23 protein-coding genes are annotated in these 20,426 nt (G+C 64.6%); 13 read left to right on the top strand and 10 right to left on the bottom strand.

Annotated elements, in window-relative coordinates; genetic code table 11:
* Nucleotides 1–62 precede the first annotated feature (62 nt).
* From J2851_RS34490 to J2851_RS34475, 4 genes are all read left to right on the top strand, one after another.
* The gene (locus J2851_RS34490) at nucleotides 63–473 is read left to right on the top strand and encodes a hypothetical protein (protein ID WP_281416136.1); all 411 of its coding nucleotides are present in this window, start codon (nucleotides 63–65) and stop codon (nucleotides 471–473) included.
* Nucleotides 470–1,246: a benzoate diol dehydrogenase BenD gene (gene benD / locus J2851_RS34485; protein ID WP_209773518.1), complete on the top strand. Its 777-nt coding sequence runs from the start codon at nucleotides 470–472 to the stop codon at nucleotides 1,244–1,246. Before J2851_RS34490 ends, benD begins: the two co-directional genes overlap by 4 nt.
* A 253-nt stretch (nucleotides 1,247–1,499) precedes the next feature.
* Nucleotides 1,500–2,183, top strand: coding sequence for an IS6 family transposase (locus J2851_RS34480; RefSeq protein ID WP_209773514.1), 684 nt, complete (start codon nucleotides 1,500–1,502; stop codon nucleotides 2,181–2,183).
* Nucleotides 2,184–2,370: 187 nt separating this feature from the next.
* Nucleotides 2,371–3,723: an MFS transporter gene (locus J2851_RS34475; RefSeq protein WP_209773510.1), complete on the top strand. Its 1,353-nt coding sequence runs from the start codon at nucleotides 2,371–2,373 to the stop codon at nucleotides 3,721–3,723.
* A gap of 381 nt (nucleotides 3,724–4,104) precedes the next feature.
* On the opposite strand, the gene J2851_RS34470 is transcribed toward J2851_RS34475, so the two are convergent.
* Nucleotides 4,105–4,551 carry a hypothetical protein gene (locus tag J2851_RS34470; RefSeq protein ID WP_209773507.1) on the bottom strand — a complete coding sequence of 149 codons (447 nt, stop codon included), beginning with the start codon at nucleotides 4,549–4,551 and terminating at the stop codon, nucleotides 4,105–4,107.
* A 343-nt stretch (nucleotides 4,552–4,894) separates the two neighbouring features.
* On the opposite strand from J2851_RS34470, the gene J2851_RS34465 reads away from it, so the two are divergent.
* Nucleotides 4,895–5,461 (top strand): tyrosine-type recombinase/integrase, encoded by a 567-nt coding sequence (locus J2851_RS34465; RefSeq protein ID WP_209773505.1) that lies wholly within the window; start codon nucleotides 4,895–4,897, stop codon nucleotides 5,459–5,461.
* Between the two features lie 210 nt (nucleotides 5,462–5,671).
* Here J2851_RS34465 and J2851_RS34460 read toward each other — a convergent pair whose 3' ends face one another.
* Both J2851_RS34460 and J2851_RS34455 read right to left on the bottom strand, forming a co-directional pair.
* Nucleotides 5,672–5,902, bottom strand: coding sequence for a hypothetical protein (locus tag J2851_RS34460; RefSeq protein ID WP_209773503.1), 231 nt, complete (start codon nucleotides 5,900–5,902; stop codon nucleotides 5,672–5,674).
* A gap of 173 nt (nucleotides 5,903–6,075) precedes the next feature.
* Nucleotides 6,076–6,432 carry a hypothetical protein gene (locus J2851_RS34455; RefSeq protein ID WP_209773501.1) on the bottom strand — a complete coding sequence of 119 codons (357 nt, stop codon included), beginning with the start codon at nucleotides 6,430–6,432 and terminating at the stop codon, nucleotides 6,076–6,078.
* A 20-nt stretch (nucleotides 6,433–6,452) separates the two neighbouring features.
* On the opposite strand from J2851_RS34455, the gene J2851_RS34450 reads away from it, so the two are divergent.
* The 5 genes from J2851_RS34450 (at nucleotide 6,453) to J2851_RS34430 (ending at nucleotide 9,593) form a co-directional block, all read left to right on the top strand.
* The gene (locus tag J2851_RS34450; RefSeq protein WP_209773499.1) at nucleotides 6,453–6,890 is read left to right on the top strand and encodes a hypothetical protein; all 438 of its coding nucleotides are present in this window, start codon (nucleotides 6,453–6,455) and stop codon (nucleotides 6,888–6,890) included.
* Between the two features lie 479 nt (nucleotides 6,891–7,369).
* Nucleotides 7,370–8,062 (top strand): ParA family protein, encoded by a 693-nt coding sequence (locus J2851_RS34445; RefSeq protein ID WP_209773497.1) that lies wholly within the window; start codon nucleotides 7,370–7,372, stop codon nucleotides 8,060–8,062.
* A gap of 2 nt (nucleotides 8,063–8,064) precedes the next feature.
* Nucleotides 8,065–8,724: a DUF3102 domain-containing protein gene (locus J2851_RS34440; RefSeq protein ID WP_209773487.1), complete on the top strand. Its 660-nt coding sequence runs from the start codon at nucleotides 8,065–8,067 to the stop codon at nucleotides 8,722–8,724.
* 193 nt (nucleotides 8,725–8,917) lie between these two features.
* Nucleotides 8,918–9,196, top strand: a complete 279-nt coding sequence (locus J2851_RS34435; RefSeq protein WP_343206632.1) for a DUF4167 domain-containing protein — start codon at nucleotides 8,918–8,920, stop codon at nucleotides 9,194–9,196.
* Between the two features lie 13 nt (nucleotides 9,197–9,209).
* Entirely contained in the window at nucleotides 9,210–9,593 is a 384-nt protein-coding gene (locus J2851_RS34430) for a hypothetical protein (RefSeq protein ID WP_209773473.1), read from the top strand.
* A 729-nt stretch (nucleotides 9,594–10,322) separates the two neighbouring features.
* Here J2851_RS34430 and J2851_RS34425 read toward each other — a convergent pair.
* Genes J2851_RS34425 through J2851_RS34395 form a run of 7 tightly spaced genes read right to left on the bottom strand, consistent with a single transcriptional unit; the run spans nucleotide 10,323 to nucleotide 18,177 of the window.
* Complete coding sequence (locus J2851_RS34425; protein ID WP_209773471.1) at nucleotides 10,323–12,593, bottom strand: zincin-like metallopeptidase domain-containing protein; 2,271 nt, start codon at nucleotides 12,591–12,593, stop codon at nucleotides 10,323–10,325.
* A complete protein-coding gene (locus tag J2851_RS34420) occupies nucleotides 12,580–12,843 on the bottom strand; it encodes a hypothetical protein (RefSeq protein ID WP_246501128.1) in 264 nt (87 codons plus the stop codon). Before J2851_RS34420 ends, J2851_RS34425 begins: the two co-directional genes overlap by 14 nt.
* On the bottom strand, nucleotides 12,794–13,408 hold the full coding sequence (locus tag J2851_RS34415; protein ID WP_209773469.1) for a lytic transglycosylase domain-containing protein: 615 nt from the start codon (nucleotides 13,406–13,408) through the stop codon (nucleotides 12,794–12,796). The genes J2851_RS34420 and J2851_RS34415 overlap by 50 nt, the downstream gene beginning before the upstream one ends.
* Complete coding sequence (traF, locus tag J2851_RS34410) at nucleotides 13,405–13,944, bottom strand: conjugative transfer signal peptidase TraF (protein ID WP_209773467.1); 540 nt, start codon at nucleotides 13,942–13,944, stop codon at nucleotides 13,405–13,407. The genes J2851_RS34415 and traF overlap by 4 nt, the downstream gene beginning before the upstream one ends.
* A complete protein-coding gene (locus J2851_RS34405) occupies nucleotides 13,941–15,833 on the bottom strand; it encodes a type IV secretory system conjugative DNA transfer family protein (protein WP_209773465.1) in 1,893 nt (630 codons plus the stop codon). The genes traF and J2851_RS34405 overlap by 4 nt, the downstream gene beginning before the upstream one ends.
* On the bottom strand, nucleotides 15,830–17,830 hold the full coding sequence (gene traI, locus J2851_RS34400) for a TraI/MobA(P) family conjugative relaxase (RefSeq protein ID WP_209773456.1): 2,001 nt from the start codon (nucleotides 17,828–17,830) through the stop codon (nucleotides 15,830–15,832). Before traI ends, J2851_RS34405 begins: the two co-directional genes overlap by 4 nt.
* The gene (locus J2851_RS34395; RefSeq protein WP_209773445.1) at nucleotides 17,827–18,177 is read right to left on the bottom strand and encodes a plasmid mobilization protein; all 351 of its coding nucleotides are present in this window, start codon (nucleotides 18,175–18,177) and stop codon (nucleotides 17,827–17,829) included. The genes traI and J2851_RS34395 overlap by 4 nt, the downstream gene beginning before the upstream one ends.
* Nucleotides 18,178–18,575: 398 nt before the next feature.
* Between J2851_RS34395 and J2851_RS34390 the strand changes: the two genes are divergently transcribed.
* The 3 genes from J2851_RS34390 to J2851_RS34380 are packed head-to-tail and all read left to right on the top strand — an operon-like array spanning nucleotide 18,576 to nucleotide 20,159.
* Nucleotides 18,576–18,929, top strand: a complete 354-nt coding sequence (locus tag J2851_RS34390; protein WP_209773443.1) for a TraK family protein — start codon at nucleotides 18,576–18,578, stop codon at nucleotides 18,927–18,929.
* A 10-nt stretch (nucleotides 18,930–18,939) separates the two neighbouring features.
* Complete coding sequence (locus tag J2851_RS34385) at nucleotides 18,940–19,725, top strand: nucleotide-binding protein (RefSeq protein ID WP_209773440.1); 786 nt, start codon at nucleotides 18,940–18,942, stop codon at nucleotides 19,723–19,725.
* 2 nt (nucleotides 19,726–19,727) lie between these two features.
* Nucleotides 19,728–20,159, top strand: coding sequence for a hypothetical protein (locus tag J2851_RS34380; protein ID WP_209773438.1), 432 nt, complete (start codon nucleotides 19,728–19,730; stop codon nucleotides 20,157–20,159).
* Nucleotides 20,160–20,426 lie beyond the last annotated feature (267 nt).

Below are 20,426 nucleotides of genomic sequence, written 5' to 3'. Positions count from 1 at the left end.
CTTGTCGCATTGTCGCATCGCCTGGACGGGCTATTGCGACATGATCCGGAAAAAGGAATCTACTGTTCCTCGCAGGAGGAACAGGGCTTGCCCCGTTTCTGTCGATGCTTGAGGAGCTTGCGGAAAGGGGTACCGAGCAGTCTATTCGCATGTACTACGCTGTCACGCGCGATGATGATCTGGTGGAGCTGCCGCGGCTGGCGGCCCTCAGCCGGCGACTTCCGACGCTCAACGTTGAGACGATTGTGGCGGATCCATCCAGCTCTCATCCGCGCAAGGGTTTTGTCACCGACCACATAACGCCGGATGATTTAAGCTTGAGCGATGCGGATGTATATCTCTGCGGTCCGCCGCCGATGGTCGAGGCTGTGCGGAATCACATGGCCAAGCTCGGGATCAGTCCTAGCAACTTCTACTTTGAAAAGTTCAACCCAGCCGATGCATCCAGAACAGCCGAGAAGGTTGCGAGATGAACAGGTTCCTCAACAAGATTTTTGTCGTGACTGGCGCGGCGCAAGGGGTTGGCCGGCGAGTTGCGGAGCGTGCTGCCAGCGAAGGAGCCACGGTGCTGCTGGTCGATCGTTCCGAACATGTGAGCAGCGTAGCCGATGCGATCAGAAGCATCGGGGGAGATGCGACGCATTTCCGGGCTGATCTCGAAACCTGGGACGGCGCCGAGCAGACCATGGCCGAGGCATTGAAACGTTACGGTCGCATCGATGTTCTTGTAAACAATGTCGGCGGGACGATTTGGGCAAAACCCTACGTTTATTATGAGCCCGATCAGATCGAGGCTGAAATCCGGCGTTCCCTCTTCCCCACGCTTTGGTGCTGCCGTGCAGCGGCTCCAAGCATGATCGAGCGTAAGAGCGGCGTCATCGTGAATGTTTCCTCTTGCGCGACGCGGGCGACCAAGCGCGTTCCTTACGGGGCCGCAAAAGGTGGAGTGAATGCAATCACCACCTGCCTCGCGCTCGAAGTGGCCGAGCAGGGCGTTCGAGTCGTCGCCATTGCGCCCGGCGGGATCAGTGCGCCGGAAAGAATGATTCCGCGGAATAATAGCAAGCGGACCGAGCAGGAAGAGATCTGGTTGCAGGAAATCTACAAGGAAGCTGCAGAAATGAGCATGATGAAGCGTCTTGGAACGCTTGATGAGCAAGCTGGCGCGATTCTATTTCTGGCCTCCGATGACGCTTCCTACATCACCGGCGTCACGCTGCCAGTGGCTGGGGGGCATCCCTATTGACCTCAATCGCACCGCTGAGCTGGCTGGCAGGTGACCCCAGATTGTTCCGCTTCCGGTTCTATCAGTCTTCGCGCCAACTTGTTTGACGGCGCGGGGCTGACGTAAAGGATCACTTCCACTCTGGAGATGATCAATGCGCTGCCCACACTGCCACTCGATCAGGACGACGGAGCGTTCGGACCGGACGACCCACGGCTACCGCCGTTTCCGCTGCCGGAAGTGTGGGCGTGGATTCAACGAGCGCACCGGCACGGTGCTGAACCGGCTGCAATTGCCTTCCGACGTCGTCTTCTTGATCGTGCTGTGGCGGCTTCGATTCAAGCTGAGCCTGCGCGATCTGGCCAAAATCCTGCTCCTGCGTGGCTTGGTCTTCTCCCACGAGGCGGTGCGCGACTGGGAGACCAAACTGATCCCGTTGCTCATTGATGCCCTACGCCAGCGACGCAGGGGCAAGATCGGCCGCAGCTGGTACGTGGATGAGACGTATCTGAAGGTCAGTGGGCGATGGCACTACCTGTACCGCGCCATCGACAGCGACGGTCACCTGATCGATGTCTATCTCAGCGAAACCCGCAGCCAAGCGGCTGCCGAAGCGTTCTTCCGCTCGGCCGTGGCTGTCACTGGCATCACCCCCGAGAGGGTCACCTCCGACAAGCACGCCAGCTACCCGCCGGCCCTCCAAGAGGTCTTCGGGGATGAAGTCGAGCACCGCACTTCAAAGTCAAGAACAATCATCTGGAGCAGGGTCATCGCGGAATCAAAGGCCGCACTCGCCCGATGCGCGGCTTCCAAACCCACACCAGTGCTCACCGCTTCTGCCGGGCGCACGATGAGGTGCGCGACTTCCTGCGGCCGGCGACCAAGCGCAAGCAGAACGTCCCAGCGGCGCGGCGACGGGCGATCCATGTCCAGAGGGTCGCCGCCCTGCGCGATATGATCGGCCTCGCGTAGTTCACGGCGCTCCCCGCCGGACTTTCGGCATCGTCGACTCAGGTATGGCGCAACACCTGACGGAGCCGTAACATCTGCCAGGACAACGTCGAGATGTAGCAGGCCCCTGGCGCGCGTGATGAAGCGCCGCCAATAGCTTTCATGAACCAAGAAACCTCTGAGGAAATGCCCCGATGCCAAACAGTCTTCCGCTGACGCGGGATGTGAAGCAGATCATCGATGCGGGATCCATGACCGGCCGCCGGTGGGCAGTCGTCGGCCTGTGCTTCGTCATCGCCCTGCTCGACGGCTTCGACACCCAGTCGATCGCCTTCATCGGCCCGGCGATCGCCCAGGACTTCCACATGACGCCGGCCGACATGACCTGGGTCATCACCGCCAGCATCATCGGCATGGCCATCGGCGCCATGGGGCTGGGAAGCTTCGGCGACCGGTTCGGTCGCCGCAAGGCGATCCTGATCGCAGTGTTCCTGTTCGGCTTGTTCTCGCTCGCCGGCGCCTACGCCACCTCGCCCACGCAGATCATCGTGCTGCGCTTCCTCATCGGCCTCGGCATGGGCGGCGCAACGCCCTCGGTGCTGGCATTGACGGGTGAGTACAGCACCGCATCGAAGCGGGGCCTCATGCTCACCGGCGTGCTACTGGGCCTGCCCGCGGGCGCCATGCTGGGCGGGCTGATCGCTGCGAGCTGGCTGCCGCTGCTGGGCTGGCGCGGTATCTTCCTGCTCGGTGGCGCCTTGCCCCTCGCCCTCATGGTGGTCATTTATTTCCTGCTGCCAGAGTCCCCCGCTTACCTCGTGTCCCGCAAGGACATGCGCGGACAGGACCAGGCCCGCCGGCTGCTGGAGCAGATGACCGGCCAGGCCATTGCCCGCGACGTGCAGCTGGTGAGCCCGGCCGATGTGGTGCACGGCGGCTCCATCGCCGGCCTGTTCGAAGTGCGCTATCGCGGGGTCACCCTGGCCATCTCGGCCATCTATCTCTTCAATTGGATCGCTTGGTTCCTCCTGCTCCAGTGGCTGCCCACCGCGCTGACGACCCTGGGCCTGGAAAAGGCCCACGCCGCCTATGGCACGGTGGTGGTCAACGCCGCCTTAATCCTCATGGCGCTGCCCTTGTCCTCGCTGCTGCCCAAGGTTGATCCGCGCAAGCTGCTCATGGTCATGTTCATGGTCGGCATCGCCGTGGCCATCGGCCTCGGGCTGGCGGGAGATCGCTGGCCGGTGGTGTTCACACTGATCGCCGTGGCCGGGTTTGGCATCGGCGGCCAGCAGCTGGTGCTCAACTATCTGATCGCTAACGCCTATCCCACCCAGCTGCGCGCCACCGCCACGGGCTGGGGCATCGGCATCGGCCGTTCGGGCGCCATTGTCGGATCGGCCATTGGCGGGCAGCTGCTGTCCGGTGCCGGGCCGTCGGGATACTTCATCGCCCTGGCCATCCCCCTCGCCGTGGCCGCGCTCGCCACCTTGACGGTGCGCCGCTCCGACAGCGACGAAGCCGCCGTGCCCGTGGTCACCCACTAGCTGTTTGGTTGCGGAACGTTGTTGGGACGTGAGCTGTTGGGCTGTCTGGGAATACGGCGCGTGGTTCGAGCGACGCCTTATGACGTCGTGCATCGGCGCGCCGGAACTCGGCGCAGACCTGTCCGTCGACGCCATGATGAGCAAAGCCGACCCGGCGTCCGTCCCGCCGTCAACCCCGTAAGCCGCCGTGAGGCGGTGGCCCGCCAGGGCCAGGGTTGATGGCGGGTCGGCGACGGGTAACCTCTGCCATGGCAACGACGGCGGGTTTCTTCCCGGCCATGGAGAGCCATCATGTACCAGCTCCATCCCAACGCCCGCACCACTCCGGCCGTGCGCGCCGCCATCGCCTTGTCCGCCGAGCCCTCAGCTGGACTTTGCGCATTACGCCGGGAAGCAGACGGCGTGAATGAGGCGGTTGAGGATAGGGTCAGGGGGTTTCACGATCTCCGCGTGGGGAGCTGATGCTGAGAAAGTCATTTCGCGCCAGAGTTGGAGGCGTACGGCGGCAAGGGCATCGCTGAAGGTTGGCTCGGCTTTGCGATACCACAGCGCCGTCCGCGGTTTGATCGGTGCCCCCGCCGAGATGTCGTTGGCCCACAATGTGACGAGCGAGAACAGCCCGAGCAGGGCCGGAGTGGTGCGCGCGATCGCCCGGTCCGACCATTGCCGTTGGGTCTCAACCCCCAGATGACGGCGGACCTCGGCGAAGGTCACTTCGATGGCCCAGCGCCGAACGAACCAGCGCAGCACATCGAGTGGATCGGCCTGGAGGTCGGTGCAGAGAAAGCCCTGCGGCTCGAAGCCGCCCTGCACGTCGCGCACCAGCACCCATCGGATCGGAACCTGTTTGCCGGGATGATACCACAAGGCTGTGCCGGAGCTGATCTCCAGTTGGAGGACAGCGCGATATGTGTCCGCTGAACAACGCCAAGGATGAACTGAGCCGGAACGGTGGCTTGCCTCCTGCCTTCCAGTCGAGCTGTCCGCAAAGCCGACCTATAGCGGCCGCCTCGGCAATTGTCCGGAAACATCCTCTTTCAACGGGTTTCCGGACATCTTGAATGCCTGACAGGACGATGGTCAAGACGGCCCGTGCCGGTGTTCTCAGCCTGTTCCGTCTTGCCGTTGTTCAGCGAACACCTATCGCGCTCTCCTCGCCACCCGCGACGAGGTGCTCGGGCCCATGCTCGACGCCCTGCCGGACGACGCCCGCAGTGTGCACGACCGTGCGCTCCTCGCCGTCGCCTTCGCCAACGGCGGCTGCCGGCGCTCCGAGCTGGTGGTGTTGCGCCTCGCCGACGTCACCGCGGCCGGGCCCGACTTCACCCTGCGGATCCGCCGCTCAACCAGCAGGGCGCGGGCACCGACGTGCTGGTCAAGCGCGCTGCGCCGCTGGCTGCGGCTGCTCGCCAAACAGGGCATCAGCGACGGGCCGCTGTTCCGCGAGTTGTCGCGGCGCGGCCGGGTGGTGCGGCGGCGGGGCGCGGAGGGCAGAGCCAAGCCGCTGGACGGGCGGGTGGTGGCTGAGGTGGTGAAGCGCGCCGCCCGAGCCGCCGGCCTGGATCCAGCGGCCTATGCCGCGCATTCGTTGCGCTCCGGATTTCTCACCACCGGCGGGCGCGACGGCATCCCGCTCGACCTGCTGATGCAGCTCTCCGGCCACAAGAGCCACCGCATCGCCGCCCGCTACTTCCAAACCGGCGCCGTCCACCAGAACCCGGCCGCCGACCTGCTGTAGGTCAAGGAGTGCGACAACGACTGCGGCACAGATTGCCAAAAATCACGGTCAAGAAAAAGGCCGCCACCAAATAGGTGCGGCATTTCAGGTTTCGGTTCGGGGAGGATGAGAACCTGAGATGACCATAGGGCTCTCCACGTTAATGCTCTGTGAACAGCACCACAGATCTGTGCTTCTACTCCCTTTTCGCAAAAGACACGCTGTATTCGATCAGAACAGCGGGAGCTGGATGCGCCCACCATCGTCCGTGTGGGCTTTGGCGGCGCGCACCGCGGCGTCCTGAGCGCCGGTCATCGTCCGGGTACTTCCAGAGCGGACCTGCTCACCAGCAACGCTGACGGTCCAGCTCCACAGATCCGGGCCCCGCCAGACCACCGCCAGATCGCACCCGTGCATCCGCGTCACCGCGTGCCGTGTCGTCCAGGTCGTTGTCGTTGGCATACCGGTACCTCTACAAGCTTCGGCTTGCTGTACCACAAGACGATCGACGCCAGCGAGCGCCAGCCCGGAGCATTATGATACTGATCCGAGCCAGCCTTCCGGGCTGTCCCGGGGTGTCGAGACCCGGCTGCAGGAACAGGCATCAGAGCAGGGATCAGGTGAACCGACAGTGGTCAGAGCAGGCCAGCCTCACCCAGCATTGCGACCAGGAACCCTTCCGCTCGGCGGCGCTCGGACGGTGTGGCCTCGCTGGACGCTGCCCAGGCGCGCCAAGCCTCCAAGTCACCGTCATGGTTGCCGTTGGTCAGCCGCTCGATGCGCGCATCACCGACGTGCCAAGGCCCCTGTCCCTCCAGTGCGCCCTCAACCAAGTGCATGGGGTGGTAAGACGGCTGCTGGGTCCAGCCGACGTCGGCGAAGGCAATGCCCTGCTCTCCGATGGTCAGTGCGGCGATGATCCGCACGCCGCCGTGCGGGTGGACGATGGCGAGGGGCGCTCCGCCCCGGTACTCTTCCAACAGTCCGCTCACCCCTGCCCTCCGGATGCATCATGGATCCCGATCGGTGCCACGAGATCGTGGCCTACACATACCTGACCGCCGACAAGGGGCTGTTCGTTAACCCCCAGTTCCCGATCTATATCGGGGGCAAGCGCCACTTGCCCGACTTCCTCGCCGTCGAGCCGGCCGTTCAGAGAGTTTGGCTGGTGGAGGTCTCGCGCAGCAAGGACCTCGCCGACTTGCGGAAGAAGTGCGTGCGATACGCGGCGAACCTACCCGATGTGCAGGCCGCCTTGAAGCCCTCTGGGCTCGCCGGCTGGAGCATCGGCGTGTGGCTGATCCTGCGTGCCGACACAATCCCCCAGGCAACAGGGCTGGACGAGACGCTGAGCGGCGTCGCCCTGCGCACCACGTCGATCGAGGAGACCGTGGCGTCGTGGATGTGGCTCAACCCGGACGGCATCACCAGGACGGCGCCGACGATCTGAAAGCCTGGGTCACGATGGCGTATGCCGACAAGCGGCCTCCGACATTGGAAGAGCGACGCCAGGGACAGTTTCGGGGTGCAGGGCATGGTCCGGAACTTTGAAGGCTGTTGTTCCTTCACGCGTACGTCTTGGACCGCCACAGGAGGCCCGTCTCGCTGCAACACGCCGGTCGGTGGGATCACGGGACTGTGAAATAGCACGCAGGCATGATCCCAAGGGATCTCATATTTTCAGCAGGTTATTGTGCCGATTGGCGTCGAAATCCTATGCCGATTCACACCTGTCGATGCGTAAGCCATATAGCCGCCCCCGAGAGCCCGCTAGATGCCCCCCGGCGAGCCTTCTGCTGTGTCTGCCTGCGGCTTGGAAGACACATCTCTCGGGGCAAAGATTTGACCCGTCAAATCTATGGCTTGGCCCCATCCCCCTCTATGCTGAGACGTGGTACAAGACGCCTAACCTATCAGAGGGGGCATTGCATGGCGGATGTGCTTGAGAAGCCCAGGAAAGGCGAGGACGTTCGGCCTAAGGGCCGTATCGGACGCAGGCTCCTGATTACGAGCCCGAAGGGCGGAGTGGGCAAGTCAACAACCTCACGGAACACAGCCGTTGCCGCTGCCGTCGAAAGCGGGCTGAAGGTGGCAATCTTGGACCTCGACCCGCAGCGTGGGTGCGTCAAGTGGTTCGCCATGCGCCCGGATGACAAGGTTGTCGCCGTGGACATGTACGACGGCGCCATCGAAAAGTTCGAGGACGCCTTCGCAGAGATGGACGAGGACTACGACCTCGTGGTCATCGACACCCCGACCTCGGTCGAGGAGCACAAGGGGGCCATGAAGCGGTTGATCCTCTCCTGTGACGCCGTGCTCATCCCCACTGGCCAGCATTGGGACGACACGAAGTCCGTGACGGACTGGATGAGGTATGTCCGCTCGTGCGGCGCCCGGGCGTCCTTCCTGTTGAACCGTTGCAAGCCGCGCACGAAGTCCTTCAAGGAGGCCCGCGTCGCACTCCTGAAGGCCGGTCCGCTCTGCCCGGTGGAGGTCCCGGACCGCGAGGACATTCCGACGCTCGCGAGCGCCGGTCTGACCGTCGTCGACGTGAACGGGATGAAGAGTTCCGACGAGGTGATCGGGGTATGGCTCCACCTGAAGAACGAAATGGGCTTTTGAGCATGGCGAAGATCGGAAAGGCTGAGGCCCAGCGCCTCATGACGCGCGACGAGCGCGTAGAGGGGATGTTGGATGAGATCACTATCCTGTCGAGCCGTGAGCAGTATGCCGCGGAGATCAGGAGCCTTTGGGAAGACGCGAAGAAGCGGTTTCTCAGCATCGGTCGTTATCTCAACCAGGCCAAGGAGACCCTGGCTCACGGAGAGTTCAACGCGATGATCGAGTCCGATCTGCCGTTCACCCCCGCGACCGCCTACCAGATGCGCGCGGTTGCGGAGGCTGTTGAGGCAGGTCGCCTGCAAGTCGAGGAGCTTCCCGGTTCCTATAGTATCGCTTACCAGATCACCACGCTCTCCAACGACGAGATTGTGGAGGCCCGCCAGAGGGGCCTGCTGAACGTAGCCGTCAAGAGAGCCGACATCATCTCCTTCAAGAAGACCATTCGGATGCCGCAACTCCCGCCGACGGCTCAGACAGACGCCAAGGCGGTCGAGGTCGCCGCACTCCGGAGGGAGCGCGACCGGATGCTCGCACGTCTGCGCGAGATCAACGACCGCTTCCTAGAGCTCGGCCGGGCAGGCGACGTCGTTGTGCGCCTGGACGAGGCCGGGTCCACCATTGAGGGCTCGGCGGTCCGCGTGCTGGAGGACGCCGCCGACTGACCGGGTCACCAGCCGCAGCGTGATCAAGGCCGGGGTTCTTCCCCGGCCTTTTCCTTTCTGACCACCGGGGCTTGGCCGGTCGGCCGCGCCCCGGGTATCGGTCCGCGCGCCGGCAGACGTCAGTATCACCGCCGCGTCGGAAAATTGCCGCGCATCGTAGCGATGCACGGCGTAGACTCTGCCGGGTCACAGGATGACGCTTCACTCTCAAAGGAAGTCGGTAGGCCCCATGCCACCCTCCAGGCCCCACGTACCAGTGCCGCGACCGAATTTCAGTAAGCCTCGTCCACCTACTGCCGCTTCGGCCGGAGTTCGACCATCTCCTGCCCGTGTGAACGGATCAGCGCTTCAGAAACAGTCTCAGTGGCTCGCCCGCGCGGCCGATGCCGAACGCACCGGAGATGGCGTGGAGGCTGAACTGTGTCGGCAGTATGCTGAGCACTGGTTCCGCGTATCGCGGGGAGAGGACTGAGGGAGAGGATCCGGTGAGCGACATCACCTTGACGCCGCGAGAGCGGGCTCTGATCCGCAACGAATTCATGGTGCGCTTTTGGCAGGCACCGCGGCTGGAGAGCGGCATCCTGGTGAAGCGGTGGGCCACTGGACCGAACAAGGGTCAGCCGAAGCCGGGAACGGTCATTCAGGGGATGCTGGACCGTGGGCTGCTAGAGTTACGGGATGACGGTAGCCATTGGCTGAGGGCGCGGTTTACCGAGGCCGGCCTCGCTGCATTACGGCACATGGCCGAGGATGCACGCGCCCTGCCACCGGGCGAATACCAGCACGTCCTGAACGAACTCGGAAGCGGGCAACGGGCAGATCACAACGACGCGTCGTCGGCCATCCCAAGTTCGCGATCTGTCGTGTAAAGGAGGCGGTGAATGCAGTCCTCAATGTCGGGGTTCGCCTCGGCAGCGCCGATCCAGAGCGAGCTGGCCAACACCAGCCCAGCTGACCAGCTGTCGCCCTGATGTCGACGGCGCACCGGCAAGCTCCTTCAGCATTTGATACTGACGGGACGAGGGACTGTTCTGAGTTGGCGAATGAGGGCATTGACCAAAGTAGCGCTATTCAGCATAACGCATTACATGAACAGCATTCTGAGACTGTAATGAGCGACACAGAGTCAGTTCTGGCCGAAGTAGTAAACGTCCGGAAAGCACCTATTGGCGGGAAGCTTCTGGCGTTGGTTGACGTCCTCATTGTCATTCATGGTATCGAGTTCAAAGTGCGAGGTCTCCGCGTATCAAGAGAGATCATGAATGGCAATCACGCCACATCGGTCACGTCCCCTCTTCATCGGGACATCGATGGGCAGTGGAGCCCAACCGTTACCTTTCCTGAGGAGCTGCATCAGCCGCTAACGGACATTGTGTTGGCCGCGTGCATTGAAGCCGGGGTTTGTCGCGAAGCCTAATCTTGTCCATCGGCCTTTTGCCCAAATGGTCATTTGGCCGCTTAATCTTGAAAGAGGAGGAGGCCAGGACACCTGAGTGCTCCTGACCTCAATTGAAAAGCCCTTTTCATCCGGCAGTGCCGTGAGGCGAGAGAGACTTGGCCGCCTCTGGACACCTATCTCACCAATCAGCAGGGCGCATTTACCTTCCAATACTACGCGTTTTGCGGCGTTGGGCCACCTGTTCGACCTGGGTCAGACGCCGGCCTTCATCCTGGCGCTGACTCCGCTCCTGATCCTGCGACTGTGGTTTACGCGCCTGCGCCAGCTCGGCCGCCATGCGCTGCCGCTCGCCCCGCGCCAGCCCGGCCGACACCTGCTCGAACAGCACCGCTTGCCCCTGCGAGCGCGCCAGATCGTTCCAGTCGGTACCGCGGTCATTCGGTCGGAAGGTCGGCAGCAACACCGTCCCTCCAACCCTGGCCGCCGCGTCCTCGGCCTTCTCCCGCCCGACGTTCGGCTTGCCCTGGCGTTCCTTGACGTGATCGTTGTCGCCGGCAATCACCAGCGGCTTGTCCGGATACCGCTGGCGCAGCGCCTCGGCCACCGGCCCAAGGTTACCGGCATTGAAGGCCACTGCTACGGCCAATCCGGTTTCCCGGTGCAGCGTCGCCGCGGTGGCGTAACCCTCCGCCACCAGCACGGATTTTGAAGCCGCCGCATCCCCGATCAAGAAGTACCCGCCCTGGGCGCGGGCCTCCTTCTGGAAGCTCTTGCGACCCTCGGCGGTGATTGCCTGCACCGACATCACCTTGCCGTCCATGTCCCGGATCGGCACCAGCAGGTTCCCCTCGCGGTCCTGGCGCAAACCATAGGACGGCACCTCCTTGGCTCGCAGATAGGGATGATCGTCCGGCGCCGACCCGGCCTGGGCAAGCCGCGCCTCCGCGGCGTCGGCTGCCCGCTCCTGCACCAGCTCGCGCTCCTGTGCGCGGGTCTGCCGGCGCTGGGCCGCCTCTGCCGTCAGCCGGGCACGGTCCACCGCAGTGGCGGCCTGCACCCGGCCCGGTGCCTTCCAATTCCGTTCCACCCCCGTCTTGTGGTTCTTGATGTAGCCGGCCGGATGCCCATCGGTGTGGCCGACATAGGCGCCGCTGCGCTCGCCCGGCTTGTCGCCCTCCACCTTCACCCGCCGCATCTGCCCGTCCATCTCCGGCGGCCCGTCCAGGCGCAAGCCCGCCTCCCGCAAGGCGGCGGCGAACTCGGCGCGGGGATCGCGGCCGGCGTCCACATGCAGATCGGTATGCCCAGGCCGCCATTTCTCCAGCGGCGCCAGATCGACACCGGGCGGCGCATACCAAGTTTTCTGCTCGCGGTCCCACCGTGCGCCCAGCCCCTTCGCCTCGTCCTTTTCCGCATAGGGCACCGCCAGATAAACCCGCTCATCGACCGTCTGCATCGCCACGACCTGCGTCTCGGAAATGAGCACCGGCATCTTGACCTGTACCCCCTCGTCCTGGCCCTGGGCCGGCACCAACATCTGATCGCGGCCTTGCTCCTGGCCCTGGTCCTGGCTGAGCTGCTGCTCCAGCACGTTGAGGTGCTTCACGATCTTCTCGGCATCAGCCGCCGCGCGGAAAATCTCACGCGGGTCCTCCTGCAGGGCTTCGATCCAAGAGCCGATGTAGGCTACGTGCTGGCCGGGGTCGTGGCCGATTTCGAGCTGCTGCCCCAGCACCATCGAGGCGATTTCCGCCCGCAATTCCTCCCTGGCGTATCCCGCCGAGCCGAACGGGTGCGACAGGTCGCGGTCCAGGCGGGAGCTGTGTCCGGTCCAATGCCCCTTCTCGTGGAGCGCCGTCGCATAGAAGCTGTCGGCGCTCGGAAACTGCGAGCGCTCCGGCAGCACGATGTGGTCCCACACTGGACTGTAGAAGGCGCGGTTGCCGCCTTCATGGAGGATCGTCGGATCGCCGGCCGACAGCAGCCGCTCCGCCTGCTCGTGCCGCTGCCACTCCGGCAGTGCCGGCTTCGCCTCAGCCGCCGGCAGCCCGTCAACCTGAGCTGCATTGAACACCACGGCGGAAAGAACGCGGGGCCGCTCGTAGCGCACCATCTGCTTGAGCGGCTGGCCGTCCTCGCCGGTGACCGGCTTGCCGTCCTGCCCCAGCACCGGCTCCAGGCCCTGCCATTTCCAATACTGGACGCGGGTGCCCGTCTCCCCCTTACGCACCTGGGCATCAAAGCTTTGGGCTTGGTTGTAGGTCATCCAGCGTGGATCGCCATAGCCCCTGGCCTGCCCCACCGCCATCAGCCACAGGGTGTTGGCGCCGCGATAGTCGTTGCCGGTCGTCGGGTTGTAGGGCAAGTGCCGCTCGCCCGGCTTCCACGGCTTGATCCAGGGGGCTGTCCCCCCCTTGAGCTGGTCAATAATGGTGTCTGCGACAGTCTGGACGAACTCACGCGACGCCATGGCCGTGGCCCTCCAGCGCGTCGCCTAAGTCGGCGTTCGACTCCCAAGCCTCGGCCTCGGTCAGCGCGGTTTCCTCGAACGCGCCCAGCGCCTCGGCCTCGTCGGGGTCGACCTCGACCACCACCCCTGGCGTGCCGAAGTCCGACAGGCTGGTGGAGAGGATCGCGTCCTGCTGAATGCGGGTCGGCGCCTGTTCGGCGTCATTGGCCGCCGGGGGCAGTGCCCCGGTCGGAAGGCTGTTGCTGGACATTGTTCGTCCTCCGGTAAGCCGTGGTGTCAGCGTGATAGGGATCGGCCGGCGCCGCCTCGGGCTCCGGCTGGGGGAGGGGTTGGCGCGGCACTGCCGCGTCACCCGAAGCAGCGCCGGCCGCGAAGGTCACACCCGCGCCGTAGTAGCGGGCGACATAGCCGTTGCGGAACCCGCGCTCGAAACTGCCGGTGTTGTAGGCGCTGAGCGCGGCCTTCAACGCCTCCTGGCCGGGGCCGTGGCGCTCGACCGCCCGTCCATAGTTGGCGGTGAGGATCGCCGCCCCGGCTTTCAGGTTGGTGCAGGGGTCGAACATCTGCTCGACCGTGTAGCCGAGCTTTGACAGGTTGGCGCTGTTCACCTGCATGAGTCCGAGATCCACCGTGTAGCCGGCGGCCATTGCCGAGCTGGCAAGCTTCACCGCGTCGGCCACGTCGATGGCCGGCCGCGCCAGCGTGGCGCCGTTGATGTTGATCGCCAGGGGATTGCCCCCGCTCTCCACCCGGATGATCTCCTGCACGGTCTGCGGCGCCACGTCCGGCGCGCAGGCAAGAATGAGGTCGATCATGACGCCCCCTGCACAAGGATGGGCCGCGCGGTACCCTGGATGCTCTCCAGCGGCAGCGCCCCGAAATAGCGGCTGTCGAAGGACGCCGGGTGATGGGAGGACACCACCCACACGGTGCCGGCCTCCACCCGGTAGCGGCCGGGCGCCAGCACCGGCATCGGCCGGCCGGCGCCATCTGCGGCAAGCGGACGGCTGTTCACCAGCAGCACGCCGTTCACCCGCACCCCCTCGCCCGTCAGCTCCACCTCGTCGCCGGCCTGAGCGACGATGGGCTTGAACAGCGGTTGATAACCGCCGGGGCAGGACCCCGCCGGCACATAGCCGCGCTCGCGCGCCAGCCGGAATGGTTCGCTGTCGGGCGGGCACAGCTCGACCACCATGCCCAGCGTCACCGCGCCGGCCGCATCGACCCGCCACAGCCCGACCGGCAGGGAAGGCGTGGCGTTGATCCGCCAGCCGGCCGTGCCGGCGGCGGTGGTCGCCACCGTGGTCAGGATCGCGGCGCACCACACCCCCACGGCGAAGCGCCGGCTCACAGCACGAACGCCTTGCCCGGCGTCTTCCCCGGCCTCACACCGCGCAGACGATCGGTTGGCGGAGCTGGGATCTTGGCCCGGTCGGTGAAGACCGGATCGCGGAAATAGAGGCTCTGTGTGCCATAGACCGGGGCATGGCCGGCGGTAAACACCAGCACGTCGCCCGGCTCGCTGATCCGGCCGGCCTCGTCCTTCACCGGGGCTTTCAGCCGCATCACCTCGTCGGGCGTCAGCAGCGGCCGGCTCACCTCGTGATAGGAGCGTGTCACCTGCTGCAGGACGGCGCCGAAGCGCGACCCACTGGTGGAGATGTCTTCTTTCACAATCGTCGTGGTGCCGGTCATCTTCGACAGCCATTCGGCCGTCTCGACCTTGTTCGGCGCGTAGGCCACCCGGACATGGCAACTGGACAGAATGCTCTCGTCCTTGCCGTAGAGGCTCCACAGCTGCGCCACGTCCTGAACGATCACATACGCCTTGATGCCGTAGCCGGTGATGAAGGACAGCGCCTCCTGGAAGACCTCCAGCTTGCCGAAGCTGGCGAACTCGTCCAGCAGCAGCAGCAAACGGTGTTTGTGAAGCGCCTGCTCCTGGCCGTCGACGAAGGTCATTTCGTCGCGAACCAGCACCCTGACGATCTGGTTGATGACCAGCCGCATCAGCGGTTTCAGCCGGTCCTTGTCGGCGGGGCGGACAACCAGGTAGAGCGACACCGGCCGCTCATGGTCCATCAGGTCGCCGACCATGAAATCACTGCGCCCGGTGTTCTGCTCCACCAGCGGATCGCGGTAGAGGCTGAGGAAGCGCCGGGCAGTGGAGAGGATCGAGGCGCGTTCCTCGTCCTCGGTGTTCAGCATGTCGCGCGCCGCTGCCGCCACCACCAGATGGGCCACCGCCTCGCCTGTCTCCGCCTTCCAGAGATGCCGGTTCTCCAGCATTTCCTCGTACAGCTCGATCACTGGTCGCTCGGGATCGGACAGGGCCTGCGCCACCGCCGGCAGGGTGACGGCCCGCCCGTCCTTGGCTTCCTTGTAGCTGAGATGAAGGATGACCCCGGTCAGCAGCGCATGCGCCGATGCCGCCCAGTGGTCCAACTGCCCGGTGCCTTGGGGATCGACCATGATGGTGACGACGTTCTGCACGTCGCCGACCTCGTAGAGCGTGCCGAAGCGGATTTCCGCCAGCGGGTTGAAGGCAACGCTGCCCTCGGCCGCCGCCGGATCGAACTTCATCACCACCTGCCCCTGCGCTTTGCGCCAGCCTGCGGTCATCGCCCACAACTCGCCCTTCATGTCGTGCGCCACGACGCTGTGCGGCCAGGACAGCAGGGTGGAGACCACCAGCCCAACGCCCTTGCCGGAACGCGGCGGCGCGATGGCGGCGATGTGCTCCGGCCCGTTGTGCCGGAGGTAATGCAGCCGGCCGGTTGCCGGATCGGTCCAGCCGCCGACATAGACGCCGGCACCCGGCTTGTCCGCCGCTGGCAGCAGCCCGCTGCGCTCCACCTCGCCCCGGCCCGCCCAATGGGCGGTGCCATGCACCCCCTCATGCCGGGTGGCGCTGCGCGTCGCGAAACCAACGGCCAGGACATAAGTCAGGATGCTGGCCCCCAGCCCGCCGAGAAAGCCGAGATTGGCTGTGTCGAACACCTCCTTGGCGTTCCAGTACCAGTCCATCTGCCACTGGAACCACGCCCACGGCGGATAGAAGGCGCCAATCAACGGCTCCCCCAATGCCGGGTGGTAGCCGAGGCTCTGCGCCACATACTGGGTGCAGACGCTCGACAACCCGACCGCCGTCCCTGCTAGCAGCAGCGGCCCGAACAGCCGCGCCCGTGATCGTTTGCGCTTGAGCTGGAGAGTCGGACTTAAGGGACTGGCCGTCGTCATCGCTTGCGCCCTCTCAATGGGGATAGGAAGCGGCCCCGGCTGTCCAGCTCGACCGTCTGCCCCACCCGCCAAGTGCTCGCCTTGGCGGCTTGGGCGGGGGTGACCGGCTTTACCAGCGTCTCGCCGCCTCGATGCAGCAGCACCACCTCGGCACCGTCTTGCAACCTGCGGCGGCCTTGGTAGACCACCGGGCCGGCGTCACTCGCCGTCCAGAGGCGCGTATAGTCTATCGACGTTACTACTTCCCTCCTACTGTTCCGCTGGGAGATGAAATCTGCAACCGATGTAGATCCTTCGGCTTGGGTCATACGCTCGGCAAGCTGACCGCGTTTCTGCTCCAGCTCGGGATCGGCAAAGCGCACCTCCAGCCCCTTCATCGCCGCGAGCTGCGCCACCTGCGTCTTGAAGGCGTCGGTGCCCTCGACCACCAGGGCTTTACCGCGGAAGCGGTCATCGGCCAGCGACAGGGCAAGGAAGGCCGCCCCGGTGGTGACCTCGGTCACCCGTACCTGAGTCGCCTCGTCGCTGACCACACCGCCATCCTCCACCCGGTAGACCAGCGCGCCGTCCCTGCCGGCCTTCGGGCACAGCCGCTCATAGACGATGTGCCGGGCAACATCGGCGTCGGTCGCGGTCAGCAGGTTCTCCGCCATCCGGCGCTGCCGGCGGGACCGGCTGCGCAGCACTGCCACCGCCACCTCGTTGCCCCGGCTCGCCTCCGCTGTCAGGAACTCTTGCCATGTCGGCAAGCTCTGTCCTGCGGTCTGCTGGCGCTGCCGGGCCTGCTCCTGCCGCCACGCCACCGCATCGGCCCGGCGCTGGTGCGCCAACATCGTGTAGGCATGCCGGCGTTCGGCCGCCGTCAGCACCGGGCTGCGCTTGATTTCCGCCCGCCGTGCCGCATACCACCCTGCCAGCTCCTTGGCGTGGTTCGCCTGGGCCTGCCGCTGGGCCGCCCGTTGGGCCGCTCGCGCCTTTAGCAACGCCTCCCGCTGCGCCTGATACTCTTGGTACAGCCCTTCGCTGTTGCCGTGGCGGTGCAGCGGCACTTTCTGGTAGCCGCGCCCTGGGCGCGCGGGATCGCCGGCCGGCGCTGATGTGACAAAACGGGCGGCTTCCGCCGCCCCTTGCGAACTGTCACCGTTCGGCCGGCGCTGGGTTGCCGCCGGGGGTGGCTCATAAGCCCCCAACCGCTTCGTCAGCGATTTGGCCGACAAGCTGCGGTCAACGCTGCTCGCCTTCACGCCGAGTCCTGTTCCCTCCTGCACGATGACAAGACCAGCGCCCTTCCGTCGGATCGCCACCCCATGGCGCTCCAGCACCGCGTGCAGCTCGCCCCAGCTCGCCGCCTTGGCTGCTCCCTCCACCAGCTCGGCGCCGGCCGTCTCCTTCACCCACCGCAGGAATGACGCCTCGCCCGCGTGCGCCTCAAAGTCACCCGGCCGGTCGGGCAAGGTCGGGCCGTCCATCGGGTGGAGCTGCAATCCGTGCTTCTGCTCCAGCCCCCGGCACAGCCGGAACAGCTCCTTGTAGTCGTAGAACGGCTCGATGCAGCGGAAGCTACGGGGATGCACCCGGTTGATCGCGATGTGAAGATGGAAGTGCTTGGTGTTGCTGTGGGCGGCGCTGATCCGCTGGTGCTCGGCAAAGCCGATGCCGGCGCACAGCGTGTCCTCGATGTCCTCCAGTTGCGCCCTGGTCGGCACTTCGCCCTCGGGGAAGCTGACGATCAGGTGATAGCTCTTGTCCCCCTTGGAGCGTTTGTTGCGCTCCTGGGTCGCCAGGATCTCACGGATCGCCCAACCCGGTTCTTCCGAATGGCAGTTGGTGATGCGCGACCACGCCAGCTTTTCCCCGCCGCCTTTGGCGTCCAGAATGTAGTCCGCAGTCCGCGTCCATAACTGCGCCGCCGTCTCGGTCTTGGCCGCCATAATATAACGACCCAATCTTGCGAAATCCGAGGTCGCCGCCGTCCGCCTGACCCGCTTCGCGATCATAACCGGGTCACCGCGTGGCGAAGATCGTCCTGGGTATCCTTGATGTGTCCCAGCAGCTCGCGCACGTCGGCAACCGCTGCCCCCCGCCCTGGCGTGTCAGTCAGCCACAACTTTAAGAGGCCGCCCAGCCGGCCAAGGTCGGCGTTCACTTTCGCCAGCCGCTCGACCGCTTCAAGGTCCACCACGCTACGCGGCTGATACCCCAGCCCGACACTCCGCAGATAGGCCGACACCGACAATCCGGCCGCCTCCGCCTTCGCCTCGATGCGCGCCCGCTCGGCCGCATTCACCCACACCTTCAAGGGCCGTTGCCGGTCTCGGGTCTCGCCCGCATTTGGTGCTGTCATCGGGATTTCCCTCCTGGCGTTCAAAGCGGCGGCAGCCGCCGTATGCCTCGCAGAGCAAGAGCAGCGTCGAGCCCAAAGGGCGAGTAAGCGCGGGTGGTGGAGGGCTGCACGGCTCCGCCGTGTAGGCCTACAACACACATCTTGCGATCCCAAAACATGAAATCGTATGAAATTATCTGCAACCATCTGAAATGGCCTATACCAACCGAGTCAAAATCGCAGAGTTTCGCAATTTATTTCATATAATTTCATACGATTTCACATAATTTCATGAGCGGCCGCCCGACGCTGCCCGAAATTTCAGACAATTTCATATACTTTCAGAAAATTTCATACAGTTGCAGATAATTTCATATGTTGATAGCGTTCCTCTACTTGGCGCAGGCGTGAGGCGGAGGATGGGTGAGCAACAGCCCGAAAAGCGGCGGAAGGGCGAACACCGCGCCCTGTTCCTGACCCGGATCGACGTGATCCGCACCGAATTGCAGCAGGGCTGGCCGGTCAAATCCGTCTACGAACGGCACAAGTCAGAATTGCAGATGTCCTACCCTCAATTCTGGCGATACGTGTCCTCCCTGATCCTGAAAGAGACACCGAAGGTGAGCGACACCGCGCCTCCCAATGAGGCTGTGGCCCCCCCGGTTGGCACTCCAGAACAGCCTCCCGCCAAGCCCACCGATCCCCATGGCGGCCCTGTGATCCGCCAATTTGAATACAATCCTCGCGCGAAAAATCCCGAGGACCTGATTTGAGGAGTCACCGATGGCTACCAAGGCCCAACAGGCTGCCGATGAAGCCCTGACCGCCCCCTCGGCCTTATCTCAACCGGCGCCGCAAATTCATATGACGCTCCAGGGAAAAGGCGGTGTCGGAAAGTCCATGGTCTCGTCCCTCCTGGCCCAGTACCTCACCGCCAGCGGTCGGCCGGTCACCTGCATCGACACCGATCCCGTCAACGACACCCTCTCGGGCTACGCCGCCCTCAAGGTTCGCCGCCTCGACCTCTTGCAGGGCAACCAGATCAACACCCGCAACTTCGACGCCATGATCGAGCTGCTGGTCTCGGAGGAGGCCAGTGTCGTGGTCGACAACGGCGCCGCCTCCTTCCTCCCCCTCACCAGCTACATGCTGGAAAACGGCGTTGCCGATCTTCTGGCCGCGTCGGGCCGGCAGCTCGTCGTCCATACCGTCGTCACCGGCGGGCAGGCCATCATGGACACCCTCACCGGCTTCGATCAGCTTGCCCGCCAGCTTCCAGAAAGCGCGCAGATGGTGGTGTGGCTCAATGAGTACTTCGGCGACATCCTGGCCGAAGGAAAGGGCTTCGAAGAAATGAAGACCTACCAGATCAACAAGCATCGGGTGAAAGGGCTGGTACGGATCAAGCGCTATACCGGGGAAACCTTCGGCAAGGACATGGAAATGATGCTGGATCGCAAGCTCACTTTTGATGAAGCGGTCCGCAGCCCCGACTTTGGTCTGATGGCAAAGCAACGCCTGACGATGATGAAGCGCGATATCTTCAATCAAATTGCTCTTGTCGTCTGACCATGGACGTCCAGCGGCTCATAGGGGAGGTCGCCAAGCGGCACAACGTGCTGCTCGGCCCCTCTGATCCGATCCTCGTCACCCTCACCCTCAACGAACTGGTGCTTGCCCAGTATGTCGAGCGGCTGAACGCCACGCTTGAACAGGCAGAGGATCGGATGGCTGCGGGATCGGCCCAGCAGATCGCCGCCGCCCGCGAGCTGGCCGGCAAGCTGGTCACTGAAACCGGCGGCTACGTGGCCGGACAAGTCGAGGAAGCTGGTAGGTCCGTCCAGGCGCAGCTTATCGCCTCTCTAAGCCGGCAGGTACAGGCGGCACAGGAAGCCGCCCAGCAGGCCGCCATAGCCCGCCGAACGGCCCTCTACGCCGCCCTGGTGGCCGTAGGAGCTGTGTGTGGCCTCTCCGGCCTGCTCGTGGGGGCGATCGCCTTCTAGGGCTACCTGCCAGTCCAAGGCTGTAGGCCGGCCGGCAGTTCACTGTCGGCCGGCCTACGGTGAGGCTTTGCAATGGGGGAGCCGCCCGTTTTGTCACATCAGCGCCGACACAGCACCCGTCGGCCGCTCTACGGTGACGTTTTCCAAGGGGGCGCCCGTTTTGTCACACTAGTGCACTGACTCATTCAGAAGGTGCAGGCAGCCGGTTGAGTTTGGCGAAGATGGTCTCGGCGGGCTTGGTCCAGACGAAGGGCTTGGCGGCCTTGT

Source organism: Azospirillum rugosum (genome assembly GCF_017876155.1).
Classification (GTDB): Bacteria; Pseudomonadota; Alphaproteobacteria; order Azospirillales; family Azospirillaceae; genus Azospirillum; species Azospirillum rugosum.
The sequence above is the reverse complement of the archived record's forward strand: the minus strand, read 5'-3'. Positions and strand labels throughout refer to the sequence as shown.

Coding starts and splice junctions, on each gene's coding strand:
- J2851_RS34425 (WP_209773471.1), bottom strand. CDS start 12,593: ATGGCGTCGCGTGAGTTCGTCCAGACTGTCGCAGACACCATTATTGAC.
- J2851_RS34450 (WP_209773499.1), top strand. CDS start 6,453: ATGGATCCCGATCGGTGCCACGAGATCGTGGCCTACACATACCTGACC.
- J2851_RS34420 (WP_246501128.1), bottom strand. CDS start 12,843: ATGTCCAGCAACAGCCTTCCGACCGGGGCACTGCCCCCGGCGGCCAAT.
- traI (WP_209773456.1), bottom strand. CDS start 17,830: ATGATCGCGAAGCGGGTCAGGCGGACGGCGGCGACCTCGGATTTCGCA.
- J2851_RS34395 (WP_209773445.1), bottom strand. CDS start 18,177: ATGACAGCACCAAATGCGGGCGAGACCCGAGACCGGCAACGGCCCTTG.
- J2851_RS34440 (WP_209773487.1), top strand. CDS start 8,065: ATGGCGAAGATCGGAAAGGCTGAGGCCCAGCGCCTCATGACGCGCGAC.
- J2851_RS34475 (WP_209773510.1), top strand. CDS start 2,371: ATGCCAAACAGTCTTCCGCTGACGCGGGATGTGAAGCAGATCATCGAT.
- J2851_RS34435 (WP_343206632.1), top strand. CDS start 8,918: ATGACGCTTCACTCTCAAAGGAAGTCGGTAGGCCCCATGCCACCCTCC.
- J2851_RS34445 (WP_209773497.1), top strand. CDS start 7,370: ATGGCGGATGTGCTTGAGAAGCCCAGGAAAGGCGAGGACGTTCGGCCT.
- J2851_RS34380 (WP_209773438.1), top strand. CDS start 19,728: ATGGACGTCCAGCGGCTCATAGGGGAGGTCGCCAAGCGGCACAACGTG.
- J2851_RS34415 (WP_209773469.1), bottom strand. CDS start 13,408: ATGATCGACCTCATTCTTGCCTGCGCGCCGGACGTGGCGCCGCAGACC.
- J2851_RS34405 (WP_209773465.1), bottom strand. CDS start 15,833: ATGACGACGGCCAGTCCCTTAAGTCCGACTCTCCAGCTCAAGCGCAAA.
- benD (WP_209773518.1), top strand. CDS start 470: ATGAACAGGTTCCTCAACAAGATTTTTGTCGTGACTGGCGCGGCGCAA.
- J2851_RS34385 (WP_209773440.1), top strand. CDS start 18,940: ATGGCTACCAAGGCCCAACAGGCTGCCGATGAAGCCCTGACCGCCCCC.
- J2851_RS34460 (WP_209773503.1), bottom strand. CDS start 5,902: ATGCCAACGACAACGACCTGGACGACACGGCACGCGGTGACGCGGATG.
- J2851_RS34390 (WP_209773443.1), top strand. CDS start 18,576: ATGGGTGAGCAACAGCCCGAAAAGCGGCGGAAGGGCGAACACCGCGCC.